16 protein-coding genes and 1 pseudogene are annotated in these 15,592 nt (G+C 64.5%); 11 read left to right on the plus strand and 6 right to left on the minus strand.

The annotated features are described in order from the left end of the window. Window position 1: 1 nt before the first annotated feature. Window positions 2-1,078, minus strand: a complete 1,077-nt coding sequence (locus FAZ11_RS13485) for a glycosyltransferase family 4 protein (protein ID WP_058772322.1) — start codon at window positions 1,076-1,078, stop codon at window positions 2-4. A 188-nt stretch (window positions 1,079-1,266) separates the two neighbouring features. Here FAZ11_RS13485 and FAZ11_RS13490 point away from each other — a divergent pair, with 188 nt between their 5' ends. After that, on the plus strand, window positions 1,267-1,998 hold the full coding sequence (locus FAZ11_RS13490; RefSeq protein ID WP_058772323.1) for a glutathione S-transferase: 732 nt from the start codon (window positions 1,267-1,269) through the stop codon (window positions 1,996-1,998). Window positions 1,999-2,049: 51 nt separating this feature from the next. On the opposite strand, the gene FAZ11_RS13495 is transcribed toward FAZ11_RS13490, so the two are convergent. Further along, complete coding sequence (locus tag FAZ11_RS13495) at window positions 2,050-2,241, minus strand: CsbD family protein (protein WP_058760409.1); 192 nt, start codon at window positions 2,239-2,241, stop codon at window positions 2,050-2,052. 247 nt (window positions 2,242-2,488) lie between these two features. Between FAZ11_RS13495 and gloA the strand changes: the two genes are divergently transcribed. The 4 genes and pseudogenes from gloA (at window position 2,489) to FAZ11_RS25190 (ending at window position 5,102) form a co-directional block, all read left to right on the plus strand. Beyond that, a complete protein-coding gene (gene gloA, locus FAZ11_RS13500; protein ID WP_058772324.1) occupies window positions 2,489-3,013 on the plus strand; it encodes a lactoylglutathione lyase in 525 nt (174 codons plus the stop codon). A 190-nt stretch (window positions 3,014-3,203) separates the two neighbouring features. After that, a pseudogene (locus FAZ11_RS25505) lies at window positions 3,204-3,968 on the plus strand (HAMP domain-containing protein); the annotation flags it as partial. A 141-nt stretch (window positions 3,969-4,109) separates the two neighbouring features. Further along, window positions 4,110-4,832, plus strand: a complete 723-nt coding sequence (locus tag FAZ11_RS25510; protein ID WP_420849649.1) for a methyl-accepting chemotaxis protein — start codon at window positions 4,110-4,112, stop codon at window positions 4,830-4,832. 147 nt (window positions 4,833-4,979) lie between these two features. After that, the gene (locus tag FAZ11_RS25190; RefSeq protein WP_257787163.1) at window positions 4,980-5,102 is read left to right on the plus strand and encodes a hypothetical protein; all 123 of its coding nucleotides are present in this window, start codon (window positions 4,980-4,982) and stop codon (window positions 5,100-5,102) included. A 43-nt stretch (window positions 5,103-5,145) separates the two neighbouring features. On the opposite strand, the gene FAZ11_RS13510 is transcribed toward FAZ11_RS25190, so the two are convergent. Next, the gene (locus FAZ11_RS13510) at window positions 5,146-6,771 is read right to left on the minus strand and encodes a methyl-accepting chemotaxis protein (RefSeq protein WP_058766065.1); all 1,626 of its coding nucleotides are present in this window, start codon (window positions 6,769-6,771) and stop codon (window positions 5,146-5,148) included. A gap of 659 nt (window positions 6,772-7,430) precedes the next feature. Here FAZ11_RS13510 and FAZ11_RS13515 point away from each other — a divergent pair. The 3 genes from FAZ11_RS13515 to FAZ11_RS13525 all read left to right on the plus strand — a co-directional run bounded on the left by FAZ11_RS13515 (window position 7,431) and on the right by FAZ11_RS13525 (window position 10,921). After that, window positions 7,431-8,141, plus strand: a complete 711-nt coding sequence (locus FAZ11_RS13515; RefSeq protein ID WP_058760413.1) for a carbonic anhydrase — start codon at window positions 7,431-7,433, stop codon at window positions 8,139-8,141. A 365-nt stretch (window positions 8,142-8,506) separates the two neighbouring features. Further along, window positions 8,507-10,066 carry a SulP family inorganic anion transporter gene (locus FAZ11_RS13520; protein ID WP_058772326.1) on the plus strand — a complete coding sequence of 520 codons (1,560 nt, stop codon included), beginning with the start codon at window positions 8,507-8,509 and terminating at the stop codon, window positions 10,064-10,066. Between the two features lie 579 nt (window positions 10,067-10,645). Beyond that, on the plus strand, window positions 10,646-10,921 hold the full coding sequence (locus tag FAZ11_RS13525; protein ID WP_058760416.1) for an HU family DNA-binding protein: 276 nt from the start codon (window positions 10,646-10,648) through the stop codon (window positions 10,919-10,921). Between the two features lie 98 nt (window positions 10,922-11,019). Here the strand turns inward: FAZ11_RS13525 and FAZ11_RS13530 are convergent, their stop codons facing one another. Beyond that, a complete protein-coding gene (locus FAZ11_RS13530; protein WP_058760417.1) occupies window positions 11,020-11,187 on the minus strand; it encodes a rubredoxin in 168 nt (55 codons plus the stop codon). Window positions 11,188-11,363: 176 nt separating this feature from the next. Between FAZ11_RS13530 and FAZ11_RS13535 the strand changes: the two genes are divergently transcribed. The 3 genes from FAZ11_RS13535 (at window position 11,364) to FAZ11_RS13545 (ending at window position 13,715) form a co-directional block, all read left to right on the plus strand. Then, window positions 11,364-12,503: an MFS transporter gene (locus tag FAZ11_RS13535; protein ID WP_058772355.1), complete on the plus strand. Its 1,140-nt coding sequence runs from the start codon at window positions 11,364-11,366 to the stop codon at window positions 12,501-12,503. 186 nt (window positions 12,504-12,689) lie between these two features. Further along, window positions 12,690-13,202, plus strand: a complete 513-nt coding sequence (locus FAZ11_RS13540) for a hypothetical protein (protein WP_058766068.1) — start codon at window positions 12,690-12,692, stop codon at window positions 13,200-13,202. A 9-nt stretch (window positions 13,203-13,211) separates the two neighbouring features. Continuing rightward, window positions 13,212-13,715 carry a DUF5384 family protein gene (locus FAZ11_RS13545; RefSeq protein WP_058772327.1) on the plus strand — a complete coding sequence of 168 codons (504 nt, stop codon included), beginning with the start codon at window positions 13,212-13,214 and terminating at the stop codon, window positions 13,713-13,715. Window positions 13,716-13,784: 69 nt separating this feature from the next. On the opposite strand, the gene FAZ11_RS13550 is transcribed toward FAZ11_RS13545, so the two are convergent. Together FAZ11_RS13550 and FAZ11_RS13555 are read right to left on the minus strand one after the other, a co-directional pair. Beyond that, window positions 13,785-14,561 carry a MetQ/NlpA family ABC transporter substrate-binding protein gene (locus tag FAZ11_RS13550; RefSeq protein WP_058772328.1) on the minus strand — a complete coding sequence of 259 codons (777 nt, stop codon included), beginning with the start codon at window positions 14,559-14,561 and terminating at the stop codon, window positions 13,785-13,787. A gap of 212 nt (window positions 14,562-14,773) precedes the next feature. Beyond that, complete coding sequence (locus FAZ11_RS13555) at window positions 14,774-15,559, minus strand: MetQ/NlpA family ABC transporter substrate-binding protein (RefSeq protein ID WP_058772329.1); 786 nt, start codon at window positions 15,557-15,559, stop codon at window positions 14,774-14,776. Window positions 15,560-15,592 lie beyond the last annotated feature (33 nt).

Here is a 15,592-nt window from a genome sequence, read left to right on the forward strand (position 1 = left end):
TCTAGCCACGGGCCACCCGGCCGGCGGCGACGTCGGCGAGCAGGCGCTCGTAGCGATCGATCATCAGCTGTTGGCTCCACTGGGCCTCGGCGCGTGCCCGGCAGGCCTCGCGGGACAGCGACAGGGCCTCGCGCAGGGCCACCGCCAGGGCGGGGACGTCGCCGGGTGGGGCCAGGGCGCCGGTTTCGGCGGTGAGCAGTTCGGGTAAGGCGCCGCGGGCGAAGGCCGCCACCGGCGTGCCACAGGCCAGGGCTTCGGCGACGATCAGGCCGAAGGGTTCATCCCAACAGGGCGTGACCAGGCAGGCCCGCGCCTGGGCCACCTCGGCCGCCAGGGCGGTACGGCCCAGGTGGCCGAGATAGACGGCCTGCTCGCCCAGCCGCGGCTCGATCTCCTGGCGGAAATAACGCTCATCGGTGGCCTGACCGGCCAGCCGCAGGGGGACGCCCGCTTCCCGCGCGGCATCCAGCGCCAGATGCGGGCCCTTGTCCGGCACCAGGCGGCCAAACCAGAGGGCATGGTCGCCGATCGGCGTATCGCGCGGGCGCCAGGCGTCGAGGTCGATGCCATTGGGAATCACGTGACAGGCCGGCGCCAGGTGCGCCCAGTTGTCGGCATTGGCCTGGGACACGGTGCAGTAATGGCCCCCACCGCGCCGATGCAACTCGCCGATGGCGTTGGTCAGCTCGAAGAACGGCGGGGTGTGCAGCACGGTGAGCATGGGCGTGCGGATCAGCCCGGACATGGTCACCGGCACGTAATGCAGGGAGTTGTTGAAGATGACGTCGAATTCGTAGCCATCGATCCGCTGCAGGCAGTCGAGATAGCCGTGGTGCTCGTCGAGGTACTCGGAGCTGAGCACGTTGCGCTTGCGCCGACAGCCATCGGCGCCGTAGTTGCCATCGTCGAGGATGGGCACCACGTTAAGCTCGGGCGCCGAGGCCGAGCTGGCGAACAGCGTCACCTCATGGCCGCGCTCACGCAACTGTAGAGTGATGTCGTAGGTGAAGGCTTCGAGGCCGCCAGCGAAAGGCTGGCGAACCGGATGTTTCACGTGGGTGAGAATGCCAATGCGCATGGAACCGTCCGCCCGCTGTTGCCCTGTCATCCCACCGTCCTCATGCCTAGCCGCTGGTTGATAGGAGTCTCACGGATGGGAATTGGTTGTGCGCTTCGTCGCCAAAGGCAGGTGGCGGGCAAACCTTCGAACCGACCAAGAGGTCACGACTCCTGGATCGGTCAATCTGGCAGACGACGGAGGTGCCCATGCGTTACGAACTGCACTACTGGCCCAGCATCCAGGGTCGCGGCGAATTCGTCCGGCTGGCGCTCGAAGAGGCTGGCGCGGACTATCTCGATGTCGGCAACGCCCCGGAGGGCGAGGGTCTAGGCGTACCAGCCATGGCGGCCTACCTGGAAGGCCAGACGACTCGCCGCCCACCCTTCGCCCCGCCCTTTCTCAAGGCAGGCGACGAGGTCATCTCCCATGTCGCCAACATCCTGCAGTTCCTCGGACCGCGGCTGGATCTGGTCCCCGCCGACGAAGAAGCGCAGTTCTGGGTGCATGGCCTGCAACTGACCATCACCGATCTCACCGCCGAAGCCCACGACGTCCATCACCCGGTGGCGATCTCTCTGACCTACGAAGAGCAGCAGGCAGAGGCACGACGCCGTGCCAAGGCCTTCGCCGGAGAGCGCATCCGCACCTACCTGAGCTATTTCGAGCGCGTGCTCGGCTACAACCCGGCGGGCGATACCTGGCTGGTGGGCGACCGCCGCTCCTATGTCGACCTGTCGCTGTTCCAGGTGGTGGCCGGCTTGACCTACGCCTTTCCCAACGCCATGCGACGCTTGGCCCCGGAGATTCCCCGGGTACTGGCCGTGGCCGAACGGGTGGCAACCCTGCCCAATATCGCCGCTTACCTCAGTTCACCCCGGCGCCTGCCGTTCAGCGAGAAGGGGATCTTCCGTCACTATCCGGAGCTGGATCCGGCCTGACCGGCAAAAGAAAAGGCCGCCCTGGGGCGGCCTTTTCCGTAAAACCTTGGCTTAGGCGCGATCGACGGTGTTCTTGATCGCTTCTTTGCCTTTACCGACGTTCTTTTGCAGTTTGCCTTCGGCTTCCTGGGCACGACCCTCGCCTTTCATGCGCGAATTGTCGGTGGCTTCGCCGATGCCTTGCTTGACCTTGCCGGCCACTTCTTTGGCGGTACCCTTGATTTTGTCGCTGGTGCTGCTCATATCAAGTCTCCTTCGATTCGCACAGGCAGTGTGCTTGTAAAATCCGACTCCTGCTCTAGCGTCGCGGTTTCGACCATTCGTCGCAGAGCGCAGCGGCAAGAGATGTCAAGGTGTGTTTGGGTACCGGCTCCCGGAGCCTTTAGACTTTCCGCCTTTCTTCGTGAGCGACCGCATCAGGCGCCGCTTCCCGCGGGAACGTTGCGCAGGGTCGTCTCTCCAATTGCCACACCCTCACAGGAGAATCCTGATGTCGCTGAGCCCATTCGATAACCTGCCGGGCGTCACCGCCCAGCCCGACGCCGCCACCCGAGAGTTCGTCTTCAACCACACCATGCTGCGGGTCAAGAACCTGGAGACCTCGCTGGACTTCTATACCCGCGTGCTGGGTTTCACCGTGGTCGACCACAAGGACTTCCCGGATGCCAAGTTCAGCCTGACCTTCCTCGCCCTGGTCGACCGTGACCAGATACCGACCGATCCGACAGCCCGCCAGCACTGGCGCAGGTCCACCCCGGGCATCCTCGAGCTGACTCACAACCACGGCACCGAGAATGACGCCTCGTTCAGCTACCACAACGGCAACAGCGATCCGCGCGGCTTCGGCCACACCTGCGTGGCGGTGCCGGACATCCGCGCCGCTTGCGAGCGCTTCGAGCAACTGGGCGTGGCCTTCCAGAAGCGCCTGACCGACGGCAGCATGAAGGAAATCGCCTTCATCAAGGACCCGGACGGCTACTGGGTCGAGGTCATCCAGTTCACCCCGCTGTCCTGATCCCTCCGGGCCCGGCGTCGCCGGGCCCCGCCTCCCCGCAAGACATCAGACAACTTCTCAGCGCTTAACCTATACCGACCAGCTCCTTGCTATCGACGACAGCCGCTGCCTTTGGCGTACTGCCGCCAAAAAGCTATACAAAAAGGCGTACTGCCCCCCCCTGCCGTATGCCGTCATAAGGAAGCTGGCAATGCCTAAAACAACAAGAATCCGTACCGGGATGTATAGTGTGCTCAGCGTATTCGTCGCCTGCCTTTTGCTGGCGTGTGTCTATGGCTGGATCAGCGCTCGCACCAGTGCCCAACAGCTTCGTGAGCTGGATAGTCTGACCATGGGGCAGCTCGACAAGGTCAACAACGCCGCCACCTGGATCAGCCGGGCGAGCGCCAATTCCCACACCGCCATGCTCGACCGGGTCAACGGCGATGCGGCCAAGGCGGAGAAAGGCACCGCGCTGTCGCTGGAGCGCCTGGGCATCGCCCGCACCCTGATCACCGAGATGCTGGCGAGCGCCCACGAGCCCAAGTTGCGCGGCCAGATCGAAGCCATGCTCAAGGCCTTCGATGCCTACAAGGTCATCGTCGAAGGCCAGATCAAGGCCTGTCGTGCCGGTGACCTGGCGGGCTACATCCGCATCAGCGATGGCGCCAAGGATGCCAGCACCGCCTTCGCCGATACGCGCAAGGTCTTCACCGACGAGATCAACGCCCGTATCGACGCGACCCTCGCCGCGTCCGAAAGCCGGGTGCTGCAGGCAGAATTCGGCACCCTGGTGCTGATGGGCCTGACCCTGCTGCTGGCCCTGCTCGCCGGCTGGTTCATCGCCCGCCGGGTGCTGGCGCCCCTGTACCAGGCCGGCGAGCACTTCGCCGCCATGAGCGAGGGCGATCTGACCCAGCGCATCGAGGTCCGTAGCCACGACGAGATCGGCCAACTGTTCGCCGGCCTCGCCACCTTGCAGACCCGTCAGCGCGATACCCTGGCCCAGCTCAACCGCACCGCCGAACAACTCGATAGCGCCGCCCAGGAACTGGGACAGGTCACCGCCCAGAGCAACCGCACCCTCAACCAGCAACAGCAGGAACTGGAGCAGGCGGTGACGGCGGTGACCGAGATGACCACCGCCGTGGAAGAGGTGGCGCGCAACGCCGCCTCTACCTCGGATACCGCCCGCGAATCGGATCTGTTGGCCAATGGCAGCCGCAGCCAGGTGGCCCAGGTGCTCAGCGAGCTGCACAACATGCAGACCACGGTCCACGAAGGGGAAGCCGTCATCGCCAGCCTGGCGCAACAGGCCTCCCAGATCGGCAAGGTGCTGGACGTGATCCGCGCGGTATCCGAGCAGACCAACCTGCTGGCACTCAACGCCGCCATCGAGGCCGCGCGGGCCGGCGACGCCGGACGCGGCTTCGCCGTGGTGGCCGACGAGGTGCGCAGCCTGGCCCAGCGTACCCGCGAGTCGACCCTGGAAATCGAGAAGATGATCGGCAATATCCAGACCGGTACCGATTCGGCGGTGGCGGCCATCCAGCGCAGCAACGCCCTGGCCAGCACCACCCTGACGACCACCGAGCGCACCGGCCAGAGCCTCGAACGCATCTTCGTCGCCATCAGTGACATCAACGAGCGCAATCTGGTGATCGCCAGTGCCGCCGAGGAACAGGCGCAGGTGGCCCGCGAGGTGGATCGCAACCTGATCAACATTCGCGAGCTGGCCGGCGTCTCCAAGCAGGGTGCCGATCAGATCGAGGTCTCCAGTCGCCAACTGGCCGGACTGACTCGTGAGATTCACAGCCTGGCGGCGCGCTTCCGGGTCTGACGGGCGTCGCCAGCTGCGACCTTTTATCACGCTGCGCTTTACGCACCTTTGCGCTTTCTTGACATGACGCTGGGCCTCCGCTGGGCGACAATTCCTCCTGCGGAGCCCTGTGGCTCCCGACTCCTTCCCGAGCTTGAGAGAACCGTCATGCCGACCACTCTGCGTCCCGGCGCCGGCAAGGCGCTGTCCCTGTTGCTTTCCGCGGTGCTCACGCCGTTCGGCCTGCTCTTGGCGCTGACCGCGGTGCTGCAACTGCTGTCCCCCAACTGAAGCCGTGATCCGGCGGCGGCGCTCCAAGCGCCGCCGCCGCGACTTACAGCTGGAAGCGCGTCACCAACCCATTGAGATCGATGGCCAGCCGCGACAATTCGGCGCTGGCGGCATTGGACTGCTCGGCACCTGCCGCGGTCTGGATCGACAGTTCGCGGATGTTCACCAGGTTGCGATCCACCTCGCGGGCCACCTGGGCCTGTTCTTCGGCGGCGCTGGCGATCACCAGGTTGCGTTCGTTGATGCCGCCGATGGCGCCATGGATACGTTCCAGGGCGCTACCGGCGCCACGTGCCACCTCCAGGGTGGCCTGGGCGCGCTCGGTGCTGCTGCGCATCGCCGCCACGGCCTGACCGGTGCCCTGCTGGATGGTGCCGATGGACGTCTCGATCTCGCGGGTCGATTCCTGGGTGCGGTGCGCCAAGGCCCTTACCTCGTCCGCCACCACGGCGAAGCCACGACCGGCCTCACCGGCGCGGGCGGCTTCGATGGCGGCATTGAGCGCCAGCAGGTTGGTCTGCTCGGCCACGCTGCGGATCACGTCCAACACCTTGCCGATATCGTTGACCTGCAGCGCTAGATCACCCACCAAGGTGGCGCCCTGCTGGACGTCATCGCTCATGGTGGCGATGGCGCCCACGGTTTCCTGCACCAGATCGCGGCCGTCACGGGCCACGCCGGCAGATTCCTGGGAGGCCTGAGAGGTGTTGACGGCATTGCGCGCCACCTCCTCCACCGCCGATGACATCTGATTCACCGCCGTGGCGGCCTGTTCGATCTCGGCGTTCTGGCGCTGCAGGCCGCGGCTCGATTCCTCGGTCACGGCATTGAGTTCTTCCGCCGCCGAGGCGAGCTGGGTAGCGGAGCCGAGGATGCCCTGCAAGGTATGGCGCAACTGGCCCTGCATGGTCTTCATGGCCTGCAGCAGGCGCGCGGCCTCGTCGCGGCCTTCGCTGTGGATCTCTTCGGTGAGGTCGCCGGTGGCGATCACTTCGGCCGCCCGCACGGCACGGGCAATGGGCTGGGTGATGCTGCGGATCAGCAGCCAGGCGAAGACCACGGTCAGCACCGCGGTGGCGGCCAGCAACAGCACCAGCCACTGGATGGCGTGGCGATAGTCCGTGGCCGCCAGGGCGTTGGCGGCGGCGGTCTGCTGGTCGACCAGCTCGGTGAGCTGCTTGAGCACGGCGTTGACCGCATCGGAGTTGGCCAGCAGGTCTTCGTTGAGCAACTGCCGCAAGGGCTCCAACTGATTGGCCGCGGAAAACGCCAGCATGCGCTGCTGCAGGCCGTCGTACTGGGCGATCAGTTGCCCGTAGCGGCCGTAGGCGGTGCGTTCCTCGCTCGACTGGATCAAGGCCTCATAACGCTGCTGGGCGGCGCGCATCTGGCCGTTGCGCTGCTGGAACAGTGCCTGGGTCTTGGCGATGATGTCGGGTTCGCGATTGAGCAACAGCCGATAGGAGAGCACCCGCAGACGCAGGGTCAGGGCGGTCAGTTCGTCGAGCGCGGCGACGCGGGGCATGGCGCGGTCTTCGATGGCGAGACCCGAGGCGCGGATGTCGTTCATCTTGACCAGGGCGGTGCCGCCGAGCAGCAACAACAACAGGCCGATGAAAGCGAAGCCGAGTGTGGCACGGCGGGCGATGGAAAGGTTACGAAGGAACATGGGGTGTTTCCGTTAAGCCAGGAAAGCTTCCCTATCGACCAAGAACGACCAATCCTGAGGCCGGATATCGGACTGCCGTCGCGCCAGCCCGCGCCAGGTGATGCAGCAAAAGCGACCAACCCCTGTCCTATAGGGCATCGGCACTATTGAAAGCGTGGCGAAAGGTCTAACCTGCGGCACTGTGCCACAGCTCACTGCACATGCCGGCAGCTCGGCCATCTCCGCCAGCAGCACGGTGTTCACATTTTCGTACATCCACTGCAAGCCACTGATCGCCAAGGAAATCTATTCGGGTATCGCGCTTCACGTTTTTTTCACGGTGAAAGGCGTGAATCAGCGGCGAACTGCCAGGTTCGTGCTGATAAAAGGGCTAAATGCTTTGATCGTGTCGCGATAATGGCGGGATGATCTCAGTATAAGTTTGAAATATCTTCCGCGTTGCCGGTCACGAGAGATTCTTCCAGCGTGGATTAAGGTTGTGATCACCAAGCTGGAAAACGGGGCGTGAGGATGCCGCCCGACGCCGCGATGGAGTGCCCGATAACCAAGCCACCTGAGCCCGACGAGGGCCGGGGCGTATCGAAGCGATGCCTGGGGGCGTCTAGCCACTAACCAGCGCTTGCCGCTGCCATTGCGTATTTGAGAAGAGGTCAGAACTGATGAGCGATAACACGGACACCACTTTCGGCGCGCCCGACGAGGCGCTCCTGCAGTTGGTCGATGGTTTCAAGCGTTTCCGCCAAGAGGTCTTTCCCGAGCAGGAAGCGCTGTTCAAGAAACTCGCCAGTGCGCAATCCCCCAAGGCCATGTTCATCACCTGCGCCGACTCGCGCATCGTGCCCGAGCTGATCACCCAGAGCTCGCCGGGCGATTTGTTCGTGACCCGTAACGTCGGCAATGTGGTGCCGCCCTACGGCCAGATGAACGGTGGCGTCTCCACCGCCATCGAATACGCGGTGGTGGCCCTGGGCGTGAAGCACATCATCATCTGCGGCCATTCCGACTGCGGCGCCATGAAGGCGGTACTCAATCCCGATCCGCTGGAAAAGATGCCCACCGTAAAGGTCTGGCTGCGCCATGCCGAGGTCGCCCGCACCGTGGTCGAGGACCACAGCCACTGCGATTGCGGCCACGGCGGCACTCTGGGCTTCCTGACCGAAGAGAACGTGGTTGCCCAATTGGTCCACCTGCGTACCCATCCGTCGGTGGCCTCGCGCCTGGCCAGCGGCCAGTTGCAGATCCACGGCTGGGTCTATTCCATCGAGACCAGCGAGATCAAGGCCTACGATGCCCAGCAGGAACGCTTCCTGCCGCTGGACGGCGAGAACATGCCGGTCGCCACTCCGCGCCCGCGCCTGCAACAGGCTTGATCCGGCGCCTCTGCCCGGTGCAGCGCTGCTGCCCGGGCGGCGGCCCAAACGGCAGGTCTTCGGCTTGCCGACATAACTAAAGCGCACCGCGCAGGGCGCCTCCGCTTGGGGCTCCACGGGGCTCGCCCATCGACCTGATAACTGCCTGAAACCGCAGGGTGTCATATGACGTGATATGACACCAAGTTCTGTATGAAAAGTCGCCGAGCGATGGTCAGGCGAGGCGAAAAGCGCTGAGGAAGCGGAGTTTACGAAGGGTAAATGAGCATTCCGAAGCGTTTTTCAACGAAGCATCACCGAGCGCAGGCACTTTTCGTACAGAACCTAGGCACCGTTTTATCCCGAGTCGCTGGAGGACTAGGACCATGCTTGCCAAACAACAGACCCCGGGGCGCAGCCTGTCGCGCGATGCCCTGGCCTCACTCGTGGTGTTTCTGGTCGCCTTGCCGCTGTGCATGGGGATCGCCATCGCCTCCGGCATGCCGCCGGCGAAAGGCATCATCACCGGCATCATCGGCGGCCTGGTGGTGGGCTTTCTCGCCGGCTCGCCGCTGCAGGTCAGCGGTCCGGCCGCCGGCCTGGTGGTGCTGGTATTCGATCTGATCAACCGCCATGGTATCGAGGCCCTGGGGCCGGTACTGCTGCTTGCCGGCCTCTTGCAGCTCATCGCCGGCTTCACCCGGCTGGGCGCCTGGTTCCGCGTTACCTCGCCGGCAGTGGTGTACGGCATGCTGGCCGGTATCGGCATCCTCATCGTGCTCTCGCAGTTGCATGTGATGCTCGATGCCAAGCCCGCGGCCTCGGGGCTGTCCAACCTGCTGGCCTTCCCCGGTGCCGCCATTGCCGCCGCTAGTGAAGGGAACGCCAGCGGCAGCGGCGCCCAGGCGGCGCTGATCGGCCTGCTGACCATCGCCAGCATGTGGCTGTGGGAGAAATTCCGCCCGCAGACGCTACGCTTCCTGCCCGGCGCCCTGATCGGCGTGACCCTGGCGACCCTGGCCAGTCTCTGGCTGGCGCTGGACATCCGCCGCGTGGAGGTCCCCAACAACCTGGCCGATGCCATCGACTGGGTGACCTTCGCCGACCTCGGCATGCTGGCCAATGCCGAGCTGGTGGTGGCCGCCCTGGCCCTGGCCTTCATCGCCAGCGCCGAGACCCTGCTCTCCGCCGCCGCGGTGGACCGCATGCACAATGGTCCGCGTTCGCACTTCGACCGCGAGCTGGGTGCCCAGGGCGTGGGTAACCTGCTGTGCGGTGCGGTCGGGGCACTGCCGATGACCGGCGTCATCGTGCGTAGCTCGGCCAACGTCCAGGCCGGCGCCACCAGCCGCGCCTCCACCATCTTCCATGGCCTCTGGCTGCTGGCCTTCGTCGCGGCCCTGCCCTTCGTGCTCAAGTTGGTACCGGTGGCGAGTCTGGCGGGCGTGCTGGTCTTCACCGGCGTCAAGCTGGCCGATCCCAAGTCGCTGTCCGGCCTCAAGCGCTATGGCCGGTCTCCCATGATCATCTATGCGCTGACCGCGCTGATGATCGTCGCCACCGATCTACTGACCGGCGTGCTGGTGGGCTTCGGACTGTCCATCGCCTTCCTCGCCGTCAAGGCGGCGCAACTCAAAATCAGCCTCAACTACCGCGAAGACGATCCGCAGCAGGCCGAACTGCGCCTGGTGGGCGCTGCCACCTTCCTGCGCGTACCGCAGTTGACCAAGGTACTGGAGCAGGTCAAGCCGGGCACCACCCTGCACGTGCCGCTGGATCGCGTGTCCTACATCGATCATGCCTGCATGGAATTGCTGGAGGACTGGGGTCGCACCCAGGCCAGCAATGGCATGCGGCTGGTGATCGAACCCAAGGCGCTGGAGCGACGCCTGGAAGGCCAGGCGCCCGCGAGCCAGCCGGTGATGCCGGTCCAGGCTCCCGCCTGACCCGCGCCGCGGCCGGAGTCCAGGCTCCGGTCGCGCTCTAGCTCAGGCCTCGGCCCGCGTCCGTTGCGCTGATCGACAAGGTCTGGTTGCGCTGAAACGCCGTGCGGGCCTTCGCAGGCAGCGACATGGCGTCGCAGCCGACCCCAGGTCTGCGCGCTTTCTCGTCCTCTTGCGGCCCCGCCTTCGCCTGACGAGAAGGATAGGTCGGACTATCGCGCACCGCGCCTGCAGCTCGCTCCATCCAGGCCACCACGTCGGAAGTCATTCACAGCAGCTAGCTAGAGCCTTTCGCGAACCCCGCTGGAAACCCGGCTTCCGCCAAACGGTGGACAGTTCGTCCACAAAGGGCGGTTAAAATGATGCGCAGTTGGCGAAGTCGGGGTCAGTCATCCTACCTACGGCTAATAGTCTGCTAATTAACTTTCGCTCGTGCGTACTTTGCCTTATAACGGCATCTGGTTCGACTTTTGTCGCACCAACGCTCTTTGTGTCGGGCCGCCCTCTAACGCGAGGGAATCGTTTTGCCAGGAAAGCCATGCGAGGCCCGCACCGCTAAAAATGACTCCACGAGAGGTAGCTATGCGCAAGCCTGAATTGGCGAATGTAATCGCTGAAAAAGTCGGACTTCCTAAGGAACAGGCCAACGCCGTGCTCAACACGCTGTTGGACGAGATCGCGAATGCGCTGCACCGCAAGGACAGCGTGACGTTGGTCGGCTTTGGTACCTTCCTGCCGCGTCACCGCGGTGCCCGCATGGGGAAGAACCCCCAGACCGGCGAACCGGTCAAGATCCGTGCGAGCAACACGGTGGCGTTCAAGCCCGGCAAGGCACTGAAGGACAGCATCGAAGGCTGAGTATCAGCTGGCAAGGATGGCCGCTGCAGTCAAAAGGCATCGCTCGTGCGATGCCTTTTTTTATTGCCACCTATTTATCGAAAGTAGGCAGTCGGCGATCAGCCGATCTCGATCATCTCGAAGTCGCCCTTGCCCACACCGCAATCCGGGCATAGCCAATCCTCGGGCACATCTTCCCAGCGCGTCCCCGGGGCAATGCCGTCATCGGGCCAGCCCAGGGCTTCATCGTAGATATAGCCGCACACGATGCACTGCCATTTCCGCATTGCTTATCTCTCTCACCAGCTTCAGGTAAGGCGCACGCTACGCGAAAGCCTGCCAAAGGCCAACCGCACCGGAGCCCGGCGTGACAGCCGTCGCGCCCTGCACCGAGCGCCTCGCCAGCGATCCTGATCCGCCGTCTTCAGGTAAGCTTGGGCCGATGAATGCCTCCTCCTCGCCCATGCCCTGGGCCACCTATTTCGCCGTGCTGGGCAGCGTCATCAGTGTGGGACTGGCCATCGGTCTGTCGATGCCGCTGGTCTCGCTACGCCTGGAAAGCTGGGGCTACGGCAGTTTCGCCATTGGCGTCATGGCCGCCTCTCCCGCGCTCGGTATCCTGACCGGTGCCAGTCTGGCCGGGCGCCTGGCCACCTGGATCGGTACGCCGCGGCTGATGCGGCTGTGCCTGGTGGGTGGCGCCGGCTCGCTGATCCTGCTGTCGCTGCTGCCCAGCTATCCGCTGTGGTTGCTTCTGCGCCTGGCCCTGGGCGCCATCCTCACCCTGATCTTCGTGCTCGGTGAAAGCTGGATGAACCAGATCATCACCGATCGGTGGCGCGGGCGCCTGGTGGCCCTCTACGGTAGCGCCTACGCTCTCAGCCAACTGGCCGGGCCACTGCTCCTGGGCGCGCTCGGCACCGAGAGCGATCAGGGCTTCTGGCTAGGCGCCCTGCTCATGCTCGGCGGTGCGCTCCTGCTACTGGGCCGCCAGGGTGCTCCAGCGGCCGGTGGCCATACCGCGGCCTGGCGTGCCTTGCTGGACTTTTGCCGCAGTGCCCCAGCCATCGCCTGGGCGGTGGCGCTGTTCGCCTGCTTCGAGTCGATGATCCTCACCCTCATGCCGGTCTATGCCCTCAACGAGGGCTTCGACCAGCAGTTGGCGCTGTACATGGTCAGCGCCGTGGTGGTGGGTGACGCCCTGCTGCAGCTGCCCCTGGGCCTGCTCGCCGACCGTCTCTCGCGCCAGGGCCTGTTCCTCGGCTGCACCCTGGGGCTGCTGGCGGTCAGTCTGGCCCTGCCGCCGTTGCTCCATACCCTGGGCGTCTGGCCGCTGCTGGTGCTGTTCGGCGCCACCGCCGGCGGTCTCTTCACCCTGGGCCTGATCCTGGTGGGCGAGCGCTACCGTGACGCCGAACTGGTCCGCGCCAACGCCTGCATCGCCCAACTCTGGGGCCTCGGCTGCCTGGTCGGCCCACTGGTCACCGGCGCCGCCAGCCAATGGCTCACCGGCCATGCCCTGCCGCTGCTGATGGCGGCGGGAGCGGCGGTATTGCTGGTGATCGTCGGGCGTCGGGGGAGCCTGCCAGCCGCGGCGGGCTGACGGAATTTTCAATCTGCTGACGCTGCCCTGACGACCTCGTCTGTTAACCTGTTCACAGTCAGGATAGGCGCAGAGGGAAATGGACGATCCTTAAATCCCCCTTCCTTTCCCGCTTGTCCCCGGACGAATCGTCACGCCGGAACCTCGGATTCCGGCGCTCTGCCTGGCTCTCATAAGGAAATGCTCATGCCGTACAAAGGATGGGGGATCACGGGCCTTGCCCTGGTGCTGGCAGGTCTGAGCGGCTGCCAGACCCCGAATGCCGACAACTATGCGTCCAATGTCTACACCGTGAATCAGGTGAATGCCCGGCAGTTGGCGAGAACGGTCAACATCCTGGCCATCTTGCCGGCGAAGATCGAAGTCAACGACACCAGCTCCCAGCAAAACACGCAACTGATCGGCGCCCTGCTAGGGGTGGTGACGGGTGCCGTGCTGGGTAACAGCCTGGGCGGTGCGGGTGGCGGGATGCTGGGCGGTATAGGGGGCGGAGCACTCGGCGCAGCCGGCGGTTCGGTGCTGCCCCACACCCGCCTGGTCGATGGCGTCTCCATCACCTATGCCGACGCGGGCGAGACCTTCAACTCGGCCCAGGTCGGCGCGCCCTGCCAGTTCGCGCCGGGCGCGGCGATCATGGTGGCTTCATCGCCCACGGAAACGCGGATCCAGCCCAATGCCACCTGTCCTGTCGCCAGGTAGGAGTAAGACATGCGTGTATTCCTCTTGATCACGGGCCTGCTGCTGGGGACTACCGCCGCAGCCGCCGACTTGCAGAGCCAGATCAATGCCGTGCAGCAAGCCGAGCTGGGCCAGCAAGCCGAACGCCGCGCCGAGTGGGAATACCGGATGCGCGAGCAGCAGGCTGCCTGGCAGTGGGAGTACGACCACTGGCTGGCCGAAAAGCGGCGCATTGAAGCCGCACGCGCCGCCCGTGAAGCCGAGCGCCGCGCCGACAAGCGCCGCGACCAAGTCTACGAAGACGAGCTGCGCCGCCTGGAGATCGAGGAGCGCAAGCTTCGCCTCACCCAGCTCAAGGCCCGCACCGACCGCAGCGGCGAGTTCATCGATCAGGAGCTGCACGGCGAAGCGGCGCGCACCGATGAGATCCAGTCCAGGGCTGACGCCAACCGTAATCTGTCCGAAGGTGGCAAGGCGCTGATGCAGAGCGAAGGTGTCGCGCGGGAGAAAGAGGCGAGTAGCTGGTTCAAATGAACCTGCCACGCCTTCTCGCCATGAAAAACGCCGGCCACTGGGCCGGCGTTTTTCATTCACGCGTAGAGATCAGAACGCCGGCACCACGGCGCCCTGGTACTTCTCTTCGATGAATTGCTTCACCGCCGGAGTGTTCAGCGCCTTGGCCAGCTTCTGCACGGCGTCGCTGTCCTTGTTGTCCGGACGGGCGACCAGGATGTTGGCGTAGGGCGATTCCTTGCCTTCCAGCAGCAGGGCGTCCTGGGTCGGATTGAGCTTGGCTTCCAGGGCGTAGTTGGTGTTGATCAGCGCCAGGTCGACCTGATTGAGCACGCGCGGCAGGGTCGCGGCTTCCAGTTCCTTGAATTTCAGGTGCTTGGGATTCTCGGCGATGTCCTTGGGCGTGGCGAGGATGTTGGCGCTGTCCTTGAGCTTGATCAGGCCAGCCTTTTCCAACAGCAGCAGGGCACGGCCGCCGTTGGTGGCATCGCTGGGAATGGCCACGACCGCACCGTCGCGTAGCTCGTCGAGTTTCTTGATCTTCTGCGAATAGATGCCGAAGGGCTCGACGTGCACCTGGGCGACGGTCACCAGGTCGGTACCGCGGCTCTTGTTGAATTCGTCCAGGTAGGGCTGGTGCTGGAAGAAGTTGGCGTCCAGGCGCTTCTGGGCCACCTGCAGGTTGGGCTGCACGTAGTCGGTGAAGACCTTGATCTGCAGGTCCACCCCTTCCTTGGCCAGCTGGGGTTTGACGAATTCGAGGATCTCGGCGTGGGGCACCGGGGTGGCGGCGACCGTCAGGGTCTCGGCGGCGTGGGCGGTCAGGCTGGCGGCCAGCAGGGCAGCGGTGGCGAGCAATTTCTTCATGGCAGTTTCCTAAGACGGGGTGGAACCGTCGGCGCCTCTGCGGACGCCGGCGGCGGGTGGAGCTAAGGCGTAGAAGCTGTTCACGGTCTCGCGAGCTAGAGACAAACAAGGCGAAAAGGCCTGAGGAAGCGGAGTTTACGAGTGGTAAATGAGCATTCCGAAGGCATTTTCAACGCCGTTTGGCCGACGCGCAGCAGATCGTGAACAGATTCTTAGAAGGCGGGAACGACGGCGCCCTGGTACTTCTGCTCGATGAATTGCTTCACCTCAGGCGTAGTCAGAGCCTTGGCCAGCTTCTGGATGGCCGGGTCGTTGGCCTTGTCGGCACGGGTATACAGCAGGTTGGCGTAGGGCGACTCGCCGCTCTCGATGAACAGGGCGTCCTTGGTCGGATTGAGCTTGGCTTCCAAGGCGTAGTTGGCGTTGATCAGCGCCAGGTCGACCTGGTTCAGCACGCGCGGCAGGGTCGCGGCTTCCAGTTCCTTGAACTTCAGGTGCTTGGGATTCGCGACGATGTCACGCGGGGTGGCAGTGACATTGCTCGGGTCCTTGAGGGTGATCAGGCCCTGCTTGGCGAGCAGCAGCAGCGCCCGACCGGAGTTGCTCGGGTCGTTGGGGATGGCCACGATAGCGCCGTCCTTGAGGTCCTTGATGTCCTTGATCTTCTGCGAATAGGCACCGAAAGGCTCGACGTGCACCGCCACCACCGGCACCTGGTCGCTGCTCGGATTGCTCTTCTGGTAGCTGGCGTAATAGGGCTTGGTCTGGAAGTAGTTGGCATCCACCTGCTTTTGATCGGTCTGGCGATCGGGCTGGATGTAGTCGGTGAAGACCTTGATCTTCAGGTCTACCCCTTCCTTGGCCAGTTGCGGCTTGATGAATTCCAGGATCTCCGCGTGGGGAACCGGATTGACCGCGACGGTCAGGGTCTCGGCCTGGGCAGCGGTGGCGATACCGAGGCCGAAGGCCAGGGACAGCAGGGTACGTTTCAGCGACATCTGGATTTTCCTTATGCAAACCTTCGGGTGGGA

It is taken from the genome of Pseudomonas rhizoryzae (assembly GCF_005250615.1).
GTDB lineage: Bacteria > Pseudomonadota > Gammaproteobacteria > Pseudomonadales > Pseudomonadaceae > Chryseomonas > Chryseomonas rhizoryzae.

Coding starts and splice junctions, on each gene's coding strand:
- FAZ11_RS13485 (WP_058772322.1), bottom strand. CDS start 1,078: ATGCGCATTGGCATTCTCACCCACGTGAAACATCCGGTTCGCCAGCCT.
- FAZ11_RS13490 (WP_058772323.1), top strand. CDS start 1,267: ATGCGTTACGAACTGCACTACTGGCCCAGCATCCAGGGTCGCGGCGAA.
- FAZ11_RS13495 (WP_058760409.1), bottom strand. CDS start 2,241: ATGAGCAGCACCAGCGACAAAATCAAGGGTACCGCCAAAGAAGTGGCC.
- gloA (WP_058772324.1), top strand. CDS start 2,489: ATGTCGCTGAGCCCATTCGATAACCTGCCGGGCGTCACCGCCCAGCCC.
- FAZ11_RS25190 (WP_257787163.1), top strand. CDS start 4,980: ATGCCGACCACTCTGCGTCCCGGCGCCGGCAAGGCGCTGTCCCTGTTG.
- FAZ11_RS13510 (WP_058766065.1), bottom strand. CDS start 6,771: ATGTTCCTTCGTAACCTTTCCATCGCCCGCCGTGCCACACTCGGCTTC.
- FAZ11_RS13515 (WP_058760413.1), top strand. CDS start 7,431: ATGAGCGATAACACGGACACCACTTTCGGCGCGCCCGACGAGGCGCTC.
- FAZ11_RS13520 (WP_058772326.1), top strand. CDS start 8,507: ATGCTTGCCAAACAACAGACCCCGGGGCGCAGCCTGTCGCGCGATGCC.
- FAZ11_RS13525 (WP_058760416.1), top strand. CDS start 10,646: ATGCGCAAGCCTGAATTGGCGAATGTAATCGCTGAAAAAGTCGGACTT.
- FAZ11_RS13530 (WP_058760417.1), bottom strand. CDS start 11,187: ATGCGGAAATGGCAGTGCATCGTGTGCGGCTATATCTACGATGAAGCC.
- FAZ11_RS13535 (WP_058772355.1), top strand. CDS start 11,364: ATGCCCTGGGCCACCTATTTCGCCGTGCTGGGCAGCGTCATCAGTGTG.
- FAZ11_RS13540 (WP_058766068.1), top strand. CDS start 12,690: ATGCCGTACAAAGGATGGGGGATCACGGGCCTTGCCCTGGTGCTGGCA.
- FAZ11_RS13545 (WP_058772327.1), top strand. CDS start 13,212: ATGCGTGTATTCCTCTTGATCACGGGCCTGCTGCTGGGGACTACCGCC.
- FAZ11_RS13550 (WP_058772328.1), bottom strand. CDS start 14,561: ATGAAGAAATTGCTCGCCACCGCTGCCCTGCTGGCCGCCAGCCTGACC.
- FAZ11_RS13555 (WP_058772329.1), bottom strand. CDS start 15,559: ATGTCGCTGAAACGTACCCTGCTGTCCCTGGCCTTCGGCCTCGGTATC.